The sequence below is a fragment of the Ginsengibacter hankyongi genome (assembly GCF_008710285.1).
In the GTDB taxonomy this organism is placed as follows: Bacteria; Bacteroidota; Bacteroidia; order Chitinophagales; family Chitinophagaceae; genus Ginsengibacter; species Ginsengibacter hankyongi.
Genome location: NZ_VYQF01000002.1, coordinates 30835 through 42804, shown reverse-complemented (window position 1 = coordinate 42804; position 11970 = coordinate 30835). Strand labels below are relative to the sequence as shown.

Annotated in this window: 10 protein-coding genes; 5 read left to right on the top strand and 5 right to left on the bottom strand. The window is 37.1% G+C overall.

The features are described 5' to 3' along the window. Nucleotides 1-75: 75 nt before the first annotated feature. The 4 genes from FW778_RS09685 (at nucleotide 76) to FW778_RS09670 (ending at nucleotide 5262) form a co-directional block, all read left to right on the top strand. On the top strand, nucleotides 76-765 hold the full coding sequence (locus FW778_RS09685; RefSeq protein WP_150414489.1) for an SDR family NAD(P)-dependent oxidoreductase: 690 nt from the start codon (nucleotides 76-78) through the stop codon (nucleotides 763-765). A 199-nt stretch (nucleotides 766-964) separates the two neighbouring features. Next, entirely contained in the window at nucleotides 965-1855 is an 891-nt protein-coding gene (locus tag FW778_RS09680; protein WP_150414487.1) for a sugar phosphate isomerase/epimerase family protein, read from the top strand. Between the two features lie 180 nt (nucleotides 1856-2035). Continuing rightward, a complete protein-coding gene (locus FW778_RS09675) occupies nucleotides 2036-3442 on the top strand; it encodes a glycoside hydrolase family 30 protein (RefSeq protein ID WP_150414486.1) in 1407 nt (468 codons plus the stop codon). Between the two features lie 53 nt (nucleotides 3443-3495). Further along, a complete protein-coding gene (locus tag FW778_RS09670) occupies nucleotides 3496-5262 on the top strand; it encodes a cellulase family glycosylhydrolase (protein WP_150414484.1) in 1767 nt (588 codons plus the stop codon). Here FW778_RS09670 and FW778_RS09665 read toward each other — a convergent pair. From FW778_RS09665 to FW778_RS09650, 4 genes are read right to left on the bottom strand one after another with little or no spacing between them, the layout of a single operon-like run. Beyond that, on the bottom strand, nucleotides 5255-6505 hold the full coding sequence (locus tag FW778_RS09665; RefSeq protein ID WP_150414482.1) for an NAD(P)/FAD-dependent oxidoreductase: 1251 nt from the start codon (nucleotides 6503-6505) through the stop codon (nucleotides 5255-5257). The two genes, FW778_RS09670 and FW778_RS09665, sit on opposite strands and share 8 nt — an antisense overlap. Nucleotides 6506-6555: 50 nt before the next feature. Then, the gene (locus FW778_RS09660; RefSeq protein WP_150414481.1) at nucleotides 6556-7557 is read right to left on the bottom strand and encodes a 4-hydroxyproline epimerase; all 1002 of its coding nucleotides are present in this window, start codon (nucleotides 7555-7557) and stop codon (nucleotides 6556-6558) included. Between the two features lie 32 nt (nucleotides 7558-7589). Then, the gene (locus FW778_RS09655) at nucleotides 7590-9089 is read right to left on the bottom strand and encodes an aldehyde dehydrogenase (NADP(+)) (protein WP_150414479.1); all 1500 of its coding nucleotides are present in this window, start codon (nucleotides 9087-9089) and stop codon (nucleotides 7590-7592) included. 12 nt (nucleotides 9090-9101) lie between these two features. Then, nucleotides 9102-10055 carry a dihydrodipicolinate synthase family protein gene (locus FW778_RS09650; protein WP_150414477.1) on the bottom strand — a complete coding sequence of 318 codons (954 nt, stop codon included), beginning with the start codon at nucleotides 10053-10055 and terminating at the stop codon, nucleotides 9102-9104. 167 nt (nucleotides 10056-10222) lie between these two features. On the opposite strand from FW778_RS09650, the gene FW778_RS09645 reads away from it, so the two are divergent. Further along, nucleotides 10223-11578, top strand: coding sequence for an alpha-L-fucosidase (locus FW778_RS09645; RefSeq protein ID WP_150414476.1), 1356 nt, complete (start codon nucleotides 10223-10225; stop codon nucleotides 11576-11578). A gap of 53 nt (nucleotides 11579-11631) precedes the next feature. On the opposite strand, the gene FW778_RS09640 is transcribed toward FW778_RS09645, so the two are convergent. Beyond that, nucleotides 11632-11955, bottom strand: coding sequence for a hypothetical protein (locus FW778_RS09640; RefSeq protein ID WP_150414474.1), 324 nt, complete (start codon nucleotides 11953-11955; stop codon nucleotides 11632-11634). Nucleotides 11956-11970 lie beyond the last annotated feature (15 nt).

The following is an 11970-nucleotide window of genomic DNA, read 5'->3' as shown; positions in this document are numbered from 1 at the left end:
ATATCTGGTTAAACTAACTAACGAGAGGATGCATATTTTTGATGCAGTGATTTATTTATATATAAAAAAACGACAATGAAAACTATAATGATAACCGGCGCTACAGGCAACATGGGACAAGCCGTTGTAAAAAAATTTGTTCAAGAAGGATATTTTGTAATTGGAACAGTAATCCCTAATGATACAACTCCAATTAATTTTCCCGCCGATAAATTTGAAAAGGTAGTTGTTGATTTGGGTGATGAAGAAGCATCAGGAAAATTTATCGATACCGTAATTTCAAAATATAAAAGCGTTGATGCCGCTGTGCTCACTGTCGGCGGTTTTGCAATGGGATCAATTGTAGATACAAAAACAAGCGATATTGAAAAACAATATAAACTAAATTTTGAAACTGCCTATAATGTTGCTCGTCCTGTATTTATTCAAATGCTGAAACAAAACAGCGGAAGAATTTTTATCATAGGATCTAAGCCTGGACTTGACGCAAGAAACGGTAAAGGAATGGTTGCGTACGGATTGGCAAAGTCACTGATTTTTCGTTTGGCTGAATTAATGAATGCAGAAGCGAAAGGAAAAAATGTTGTTACCAGCGTGGTTGTTCCAAGCACCATTGATACACCTCCTAACCGCAAAGCCATGCCAGAAGCCCATTTCGATAACTGGGTAAAACCGGAAGCCATTGCAGATGTTATTTACTGGCATTGCACGGATGAAGCAGCTGCGCTTCGGGAACCGGTTTTAAAAGTCTATAATAATGCATAAGTTATTGAAACAAAAAGCGCCTGGTAACAGACAGTGTTTGGTTAATTAAATCTGTGTTTTGATTCAAATTCTATGACGTTTTCACGGTGATTTATTTTAAGATTTTTTATTTTTTCTTCATTTAAAAAAAATCTATTAATAAAATATTATTTCACATAAAACACTAACTTGCTCCCTCCTTTTAATTAAACCATTTTACATGAAAAAGATTGCTTTTCTCTTCCTTGGTTGTATTTGCATTATTGCCTTGACAAAATGTAATTCTACAACTACAAAAACTGATACAACAAATGATTCTACGTCTGTTGCAATATCCGACTCCGGTAATGTTACCGCCAACTGGAAACTTGGCGTACAGATGTGGACATTCAGAATGTTCCCTTTTGCAGATGCACTTGATAAAGTAGACAGTGCAGGTATAAAATACATTGAAGCATTCTGGGGGCAACCTCTTGGTGCAGGCATGAAAGATAGTTTTGGTATAAGAATGTCTGATGAAAGCAAAGCCAAACTAAAACAGTTATTGCAGCAGAAAGGTATAAGTATTGTTGCAATGGGCGTTATTGTTCCTAATACACGTGATGAATGGAAGAAGGCTTTTGATCTTGCTAAGGAATTCGGGCTTAGCTATATCACTGCCGAGCCACACAAAGATCAATGGGACATGGTAGATAGTATGGCAGGCGCTTATGGTATTAAAGTGGCTATTCACGATCATCCAAAACCAAATGTTTACTGGAGCCCTGATTCTGTTTTGGCTGCCACTGTGGGTCATCCGAATATCGGTTCTTGTGCCGACATAGGACATTGGGCACGCAACGGGGTAAATCCTGTTGATGCACTTAAAAAACTGGAAGGCCATATATTTGGTGTTCATCTAAAAGACATCAAGAAATTTGATGATACAAAATCTGAAGACACCGTTGTTGGAAAAGGTGTAATTGATTTTGCCCCCATATTCCAGGAGCTAAAACGCCAGCATTTTAGCGGAATGTTTTCAATAGAACATGAATCAAACTGGTACCATAGCGTACCCGATGTTATAGAGACAGTAAAGTTTTATAACGACCAGTTGTCAAAACTGAAATAGTAAAATTCTTGTAAAAGCTGAACAGTTATTATTATTAACTGTTCAGCTTTTTTATTAATATTAATGATTAAAAGTTTGCGAAATAATCTTCTCATAATTTTACCTTTGCAATAATCTTTTACGATGCCGTAATTCCGGATCCGGGAATAATTTTTTTGATTCAATCATTCAATTCTTTTAATGAAATACAAACTCCAATATTTTTTAACCTTAATTCTTTTATCGACCGTTAGTAACGTAAAGGCACAAACGAATTCTAAGATTGATGTATGGCTCACCAATCGTGATAAATCTGCCTTATTTACCCGGCAGGATAAGCAATTGCAATTTGGTTCTGCAACAAATGACAATCCGGTAATTAAAGTAGATGATAAACAAACATATCAATCTATGGTTGGGTTTGGTTTTGCATTAACAGGCGGAAGTGCTATGCACATTATAAATATGAATGCCGGCAGCCGTTTAAAATTATTGCAGGAAGTATTTGGAACAAAAGGCAATGATATTGGTGTGAGTTATTTGCGCTTAAGCATTGGTTCATCTGATTTAAATGATCATGTGTTTTCTTATGATGATTTGCCGGACGGTGAAACGGATATCAATATGGATAAGTTCGATCTTGGCCCTGATAAAAAAGATGTGATACCGGTTATGAAAGAAATTTTGGCTTTAAATCCTTCTATAAAAATATTGGGTTCACCATGGTCGCCTCCAAAATGGATGAAAACAAATAACGATACGCGAGGAGGAAGATTGAAGCCGGAATATTACGCCGCTTACGCAAAGTATTTTGTAAAATATATCAAGCAAATGAAAGCTAAAGGCATCACCATTGATGCAATCACTGTTCAGAATGAGCCTTTGCATCCGGGTAATAACCCAAGCCTTTTACTAACGGGCCCCGAAGAAAAAGATTTTATAAAATATAATTTAGGACCAGCTTTCAAAGCTGCTGGCATCCAAACCAAAATTCTTATTTACGATCATAATGCTGACAGACCAGATTACCCGATCACAATTCTTGACGACCCCCAGGCGGCTAAATATATTGATGGCTCCGCATTTCATTTATATGGAGGAAGCGTAGACGCTTTTACCCAGGTGCATAATGCGCATCCTGATAAGAATATATATTTTACTGAGCAAATGGTAGTGCAGTTTCATGATACCTCAAGAATGATTATATCAGAGCCGGTAGGCACTATTATTATTGGCGCTACACGCAATTGGTGCCGCAATGTTCTTGAATGGAATCTTGCTGCAGGACCCGATTTCAAGCCTTATACGGATCGTGGTGGCTGCTCCATGTGCCAGGGAGCTGTAACAATCGATGGTAATTCTTACTCGAAAAATATTGCATACTATTCTATGGCGCATATTTCAAAATTTGTAAGACCGGGCTCTGTGCGTATTGCATCAAATGATCTTGAATCTTTGCCTAACGTTGCTTTTACAACTCCAGGTAATAAAAAAGTTTTAATTGTTGCTAATGAAAATAATAAACCACAAACTTTTACTATCAGCTACCATGGAAAAAATGCATCAGCAACATTAGAAGGAAAAGCAGTCGCAACATTTGTTTGGTAAAAAATCGTATTCGCTTACTTTGATATTGCTGTTATCAGAATAAAAAATTCACCATGGAAATAAAATTATTCTCTAAAAAAAACTTTCAATATATCATTCTGTTTTTTGTATGCAATATTTTTTTTAATAGTTTATCGGCACAAGGTTTTTTAAAAGCTGATGGCAAAAAAATTGTAAATGCAAAAGGGCAAAATGTTTTATTAAGAGGAGAGGGCCTTGGCGGATGGATGTTGCAGGAAGGGTATATGCTGGGCATTAATAAAGATGCGCAACAAAATAAAATAAGATCAAGGATAGAAGACTTAATGGGCCCTAAAGAAACAGAGGAATTTTATGATGCATGGCTGCATAATTTTATACAAAAGACAGATATTGATTCGATGCATGCATGGGGCTTTAATTCTATAAGGCTTCCTATGCATTATAACCTTTATACGTTACCGGTAGATAAAGAGCCAGTGGCTGGTGAGAACACATGGCTCGATAAAGGTTTTGCATTAACAGATAGTTTACTGGCATGGTGCAAAGCAAATCATATGGATCTCATTTTAGATTTGCACGCAGCGCCGGGCGGACAAGGGAATGATATAAACATTTCGGATCGCGACCCAAGCAAGCCATCATTATGGCAAAGTGAAGCGAATCAACAAAAGACGATTGCACTTTGGGAAAAATTAGCAGAGCGTTATAAAAATGAAGAGTGGATAGGCGGCTATGATATTTTGAATGAACCCAATTGGGGATTCACCGATAGTGTAAATGATCGTAACGGAACTAAAGAAAAAAATAATGCGCCGATAAAAGAATTGTTTCAGCAAATAACAAGTGCTATCCGCTCTGTTGATAAAAATCATATGATTATTATAGAAGGCAATGGATGGGGAAATAATTATACAGGAATATTGCTAACATGGGATAAAAATATGGTATTGAGCTTTCATAAGTATTGGGATTATAATAAGCCGGAAAACATTCAGCGCCTTATTGACGCAAGAAATAAATATAATGTTCCTGAATGGTTGGGTGAAACCGGCGAAAATTCTAATGTTTGGTTTACAGAAGAAATTCGTTTGTTGGAAAAAAATAATATCGGGTGGTCTATGTGGCCACTAAAAAAAATGGGATCGAATAACCCGTTGGAAATAAAATCGAATCTAAATTATGATGCACTAAAAAATTATATGAATGGGAATGGCAAACCTCCCAAAGAAAGTGATGTATATAGCGGATTGCTTGAACTCGCCGTGTATGCTAAAGTTGAAAATAATATTGTTCATAATGATGTAATGGATGCTATGTTTCGCCAGCCATTTTCTGCTGAAGCAATTCCTTATCATTCTTATAATTTAAAAAATAGTGTAACAATAAACGCAGTTGATTATGATTTAGGAAGAAATGGCATTGCCTACTATGATTTGGATACGGCAAATTATCGCTCGTCAGGTGTGCCGGGCACAGGTAATCGTGGCCGGGTTTATCGTAATGATGGAGTGGACATTTATAAAGATTCCTCAAAGTATAATACCTATTACGTAGGTAATATTGAAGATGGAGAATGGTTGCAATACACGATTAACGTATCAAAAAATGGGAGCTATAATTTTAGTTTCTCTGTTGCATCCATAAGTGATGGGGAAAAATTATCTATAAGTTCTAACGGGCATGTGCTGGCAAAAGAAGTTGATGTTCCGGTTACAGGCAATATGCACACATGGCAAACTGTAACTGTGAAAAATATTCATTTGGGTGCAGGGCTAAACAGGATAAAAATAGCTGCTGTTAAAGGTGGATTTAATTTGGAGAAAATAATAATTAATTAAAGCGGTCAGGGTTAAACGCTTTTATATCTATACTTGTTGGTTCATTTTTGATTATTTCACTTACCAATTTTCCCGTTGCTGGCCCAAGGCTCAATCCCAGCATTGCATGGCCACTTGCGATTATCAAATTTTTATATTTACTCACGCGGCCAATATAAGGTAACCCGTCAGCAGAGCATGGCCTGAATCCAAACCATATTTTGTCTTTTTCAGGAAAAGGTATTTCAACATCCGGGAAATATTTTTTTACAGATTCAAGGATGCCCTTCACACGATTGATCTTTGGCGGCGTATTTGTTGACGTTATTTCCATGGTTCCGCCGAAACGAATTTTATTTTCTGCCATTGGCGTTAACGCCACTCTTGCTTCACTTAAAATAATTGGTTGATGTATTTCGAATGACGAATCTTCGAAAGTCATTGAATAACCCCTGCCAGCGACCATTGGTATATTTAGGTTTAAGTTGGCTGCTATCTCTCCGCTCCATGCACCTGCAGCTAACACAATATGTTCACCAAAACATTCGGAGACATTTGTTCGAACACCCTTAATGATATTTCCTTCTTTAATAAAACTTTTTATTTCTTCCCGGGTTTTAATGATCACGCCGTTATTTGTAAGAAAAGCAATCATATCCTTCATCAGTTTATTTGGATACATGTGGGAATCGCATTTAAAATACACTGCGCCTTTTATATCCATGTTCAAGGCTGGTTCCATTTCTTGCACTTCCTGCTTGTTCAAAAGTTTTGCGTCAAGCCCTAATTTATTTGATGCAGAAACCAACTCTTCTGCATGATGTGCACTCGATTCTGTTTTAAAAAAATCAAGCATTCCTTTGTTCGCATAATAAAAATTAAATCCCGGAACATTGCACAGATCTTCGTACATTTTTTTGCTCAGTAGATTAATATCACGGAGGGGGATAGCCGAAGATTCAACATGTTCTTTTGTTGCAGATTTAATAAATTTCATTCCCCAATTAAGCAGGCTCTTGCTCAATCTTGGTTGTATGTAAAATGGACTTTTCGAATTTGTCATCCATTTAAACCCCTGCTTAACAATACCGGGTGATGCAAGGGGTACGAAATGACTGGGGCTGACATAACCGGCATTTCCATAAGAACATCCATCAAGCATATCAGTTTTGTCAATGATGGTTATTTGATGTCCTTGTTGCAGTAAATAATAAGCACTGCTTAATCCGATAATTCCACCTCCTATAATAATCACATTAGCCATTTAGTATAATTTAACAAAAGTCAATAAGTTAATAAACCAGTATCTGAATTTTATATCACCTGGAAGCCATAAGCATAAGGATCATCTTCTTCATCAATAGTAATAACATTATGTCCGTAAATTTTTGCCCATCCTTCAATACCGGGAATAATTGCAGGTTTACCGCCAACTTCAGTAACCTTTTCAATAGTTCCTGTAAACTTAGAGCCAATAATACTTTCATGAATAAAAATATCGCCTTGCTTTAATTTCCCTTTTGCAAACCATTGGGCCATTCTTGCTGAAGTGCCGGTGCCACAGGGGGAGCGGTCAATAGCTTTATCACCATAAAACACTGCGTTTCTTGCTGAAGAATTTTTATCCAATGTTTTTCCTGTCCATAAAATGTGAGAACAACCATTAATAGTATCATTTTCAGGATGAACAAATTGATGTTCTTCATTTATTCTTTCTCTCATTACTCTTGCCCAACTTATTAACTGATCAGCAGAATAATTTTCAAGCCCTTTGAAATTTTCCTGCGCGTCAACGATTGCATAAAAATTTCCTCCATATGAAACATCTACATGGAGATTGCCGAGGTCAGGACATTCAACAATAATATTTTCTGCTGCAAGAAAGGATGCAACATTGGTAAGTTTTACTGATGATACTTTATCGCCATTTATTTTATATTCAATCATAATCAATCCTGCAGGAGTTTCCACGCGGACGATACCGAGAGTTTTTGGAATAATCAATCCTTCCTCAATGGCAATGGTTATCGTGCCAATAGTTCCATGTCCGCACATGGGCAGGCAACCACTTGTTTCGATAAATAAAACTGCAACATCGTTTTCAATATCATGTGGAGGATATAAAATACTTCCGCTCATCATATCATGACCACGTGGTTCAAACATCAATCCCTTCCTTATCCAATCAAATTCTTTTAGAAAGTGTTGGCGTTTTTCACTCATGTTATTTCCTTGTAAAACGGGGCCACCTTTGGCAACCAGTCTTACAGGATTACCGCATGTATGTGCATCAATGCATTCGAAAATATATTTCATGTATTTTTTATCAGACTTTAATAACGTTGATTTTATTCAACATCTCCGTTACTATGTTGGTTATTAATAAGCCTCATTATTTTTCTTGGATTTTTATTTTTTAATTCTTCGGGTAATAAATATTCAGGACAATTTTGAAAACAAATTGGTCTGACCCAGCGCTTCACTCCATTTATGCCAACTGCAGTATAACGGCTATCCGTAGTTGCAGGAAACGGCCCCCCATGAACCATACTTGGACAAACTTCCACGCCGGTTGGAGGATTATTAAAATTTATTCTGCCTGCAATAGCAGGAGCGATTTCTATTAACTCTTTATGATCATTAAAATCTTTGTCAGTTCCCATTAAAGAAGTTGTAAGCTGGCCCGCAACAGATTGCCATACTTCTTTTAATTCATTAACATCTTTACATTTTACCATTAAGGAATAAGGCCCAAAAACTTCTTCATGTAAAGTTGGATTTTTTAAAAACGTTTCGCCGCTAACAGAAGCAATTGCTGGTAGAGTTTTTATTCCGTTAGATTGATAAGTAGATTTTTTTATTAACGTGACACCTTTTTGTGAAAGTGCTTTCTCCATCTTTTCAATGTAGGCTTGTTGAATACCTTCATGCAGCATTTTGGATGGAATAAACTTTGAAACTTCTTCACTTAAATTTTCTAAGAAAATATTTAAAGCGTCGCTTTCAATTGCTATCATTAAACCAGGATTGGTACAAAATTGCCCCATGCCCAACGTTACAGAGCCGGCGTACATTTTTACCAATTCTTCTGAATTCTTTTCTAAAGTATCAGGGAAGAAAATCACAGGATTAATGCTTCCCATTTCAGAAAAAACTGGAATAGGATTTTTTCTTTCAAAGGCATAATCGTACAATGCTTTTCCGCCGCTAAATGAACCCGTAAATCCAACCGCCGCAGTTGCAGGATGTTGTACTAATGCTTTACCGGTTTCAAAGCCTTCATCATTTACATGCTGAAAAACATTGGAAGGCATTCCGCATTTTTTGATAGATGTTTTTATTGCTTCATATACCATTATTGAAGTTTCAGCATGTGCAGGATGTGCTTTTACAACCACGCTGCAACCAGCAGCCAAGGCAGAGGCAGTATCACCGCCCGCTGTAGAATATGCGAATGGAAAATTGCTTGCGCCAAAAACAATAACTGGTCCCAAAGGGATAAGCATTTTTCTGATGTCAGATTTTGGTACAGGATAACGGTCAGGTATAGACGTATCTATTGAAGCCTCTACCCAGCTTCCTTCTCTTACCATCGCTGCAAACATTCTTAATTGCATCGTGGTTCTTGCTCTTTCACCGGTTAACCTTGCCGCAGGCAAATTTGTTTCTTCGCTTGCTTTGTTAATTAAAGTATCACCTAAGGCTTCAATTTCGTTGGCGATTGTTTCAAGAAAAATAGCTTTTTGTTCAGGTAATACTTTTTTATATTCATTAAATGCATCGAAGGCATTCAGCATTGTTTCGTTTATAGAAGTTAGAGCTGTGCCGGGAGTTTTTGTGACTAACATTTTTTTAAAATTTTATAAAGACATGCTTTTTGCTGAAGAAGAAAATACTTTTTCCTGCTGAAAATAACTTTTAAGACTGGGCCTTGAAGCGATACCATCATTGATAATTTTTAGAATCCTTTCTCTTTCTTCGCCTGCTAACGTGAGTCGTGGTTCACGCACCTTTTCCGTTCCAATTCCTTCAAGGGTTTCAGCAAGTTTAATGTACTGTACCAATTTAGAATGAATATCCAGTTCAAGTAAAGGCATAAACCAACGATATATATAAGTAGCCTCTTTTATTCTGCCTGCTTTTACCAGATTATAAACCGCCATCGTTTCTGCCGGAAAAGCACAAACCAGGCCTGCAACCCAACCGTGAGCGCCCATCAGCATTTCTTCCATAGCCAACGTATCCACACCACATAAAATTTTATAGCGGCCGCCAAAGCGTGTAAGCAGTCTCGTTACATTGGTTACATCGCGGGTTGATTCTTTTACGGCCTGTATATTTTTGCAATCCGCTAATTCGCTAAACATATCCAGCGTTACTTCTATTTTGTAATCAACGGGATTGTTATAGATCATAATTGGCAACTCAGTTGACTTTGCTATCGTTTTAAAATAGGTGACTGTTTCCCGGTGATCGCTTTTATAACGCATAGGTGGCAGCAACATCAATCCTTTGCAGCCCCATTTTTCAGCAAGTTCTGCTTGCTTCAGTGCTTCACGTGTTGCACCTTCTGCAATATTTAATATTACCGGAATTCTATCCTCAACATTTTCTACCGCAAACTCTACCAATTTAGATTTTTCTTCTGTTGTTAATACGCTTGCTTCGCCCAGCGTTCCGCCGAGGATAATGCCATGCACACCGGCCTGTAATTGCACATCAAGATTTTTTTTAAACATCGGGAGATCCAGCTGATCATCATTGGTAAATTTTGTTGTAAGAGCCGGGAAGACTCCGTTCCAGTTAACTGACATAAAATAAATTTTAGTAAAGGTATTTTTTTTAAATAAAAAATAATGACAATTACCATGTAACGGGTTAATGCAGTTGAATTCTGCTTTGGGCGGCTGAATCTTTTTAAGAAATATTTTTCTCTGTGAATTTAGTTGGCCAAAGAGTTTATAATATTATATTTACTCTTATGAAAAAAATACTTCTATGTTTAGTTGCCGGATGTTTTTGTTCGGGAATAGTTTTTTCTCAAACATTACCAACGCCTTCAGGCCGCCAATTGCAATGGCAGCAGATGGAAACAAATGCTTTCCTTCACTTTACTGTTAATACATTCACTGACAGAGAATGGGGCGAGGGAACGGAAAGTGAAGCAGTTTTTAACCCAACAAAATTTGATGCAAGGCAGTGGATAAAAGCATTAAAAGATGCAGGGTTTAAAATGGCAATTCTTACAGCCAAACATCATGATGGCTTTTGCCTCTGGCCTTCTGCTTATACAACGCATTCAGTTAAAAACAGTCCGTGGAAAAATGGTAAAGGCGATGTGGTAAAAGAAGTTGCTGATGCATGCCGGGAGTATGGATTAAAATTTGGCGTCTATCTGTCACCGTGGGACAGGCATGAACCTTCTTATGGAACTCCGGCTTACAATACTTACTATAAAAATCAGTTGAAAGAATTGCTAACCAACTATGGAGAAATATCGGAAGTGTGGTTCGATGGAGCTAAAGGCGAAAATGCAAAAGACATGCAATATGATTTTAAAGGATACTGGAATATTGTAAGAGAATTGCAACCTAAAGCAGTTATTTTTTCTGACGCTGGTCCAGATGTAAGATGGGTGGGAAATGAAAGTGGCAATGCAGGGCAAACCTGCTGGTCAACAATTGATACCGTAGGAATGGCGCCGGGAAAAGCGAACCCTGCTTATTTAAACACCGGTGATGCTAACGGTAAATGCTGGATACCGGCGGAAACTGATGTATCTATAAGGCCGGGATGGTTTTATCACGCGGCTGAAAATGATAAAGTGAAAACGCCGCAGCAACTAGTAAATTTATATTACCAGTCTGCTGGGCATAATAGTTTGCTTTTATTGAATATACCGCCTAATCGTGAAGGACTGTTATCCCAACAGGATGTAGAAAACATAAAGACTTTTAGAGAAATTGTTAATGAAACCTTTAAAATAAATTTTGCAAAAAATAAAGTGCCCTCTTCCCTTACCGACAAAAAATTAAACACGTTTATTTCATTAACTGCAAATCATCCTTACGTCATTGATTTTAAAAAAGTAATAAAAACAGATAGGGCAATGTTGCAGGAAAATATTGCTAACGGGCAGCGAATTATAAAAGGTTTATTGGAATATTGGGATGGAAGCTCGTGGAAAAAAATGGAAGAGTTTACAACGGTGGGGTATAAACGCTTATTTCGTTTTAAGGAAATTGCTTCGCAAAAAATAAGACTTACTGTTTTAGAATCGAAAGGAAAAGTTCAGCTTGCTGAAGTTGGATTTTTTAAAGCATCAACAAAAGAATAGACTTTTTTCTTAAGCAAAACCTCACAGGTTCTTAAAAGCTGTGAGGTCTTATATTATGAGAGGGATTGAAAGCGCAGGAATGCGTATGGATCTATGGAGAATTCTTTTTCGGTTTCTTCAAGGATATCGCCCAGCTCAACGTCTAAAAAAGACTTACCTTGTTTTATCTGCCAAAGAAATACTTTTTTATCTCCTTCAGCGTGAATATATATTTCTGGTAATAATTCAGGTAACAAGCCGTTCCAGCAGGCATCTTCAAGCTGCTCTTTTTCAGTAAGGTTATTTTTACTGCCGGTTATTTTTTCACTCCATTCTCTTTTGGAAAATGTTGTCCCGGTTAATAATAAAATTTCCTGTTGTGTAGAATTTGTTTTCATGTCATTTCATTTTAC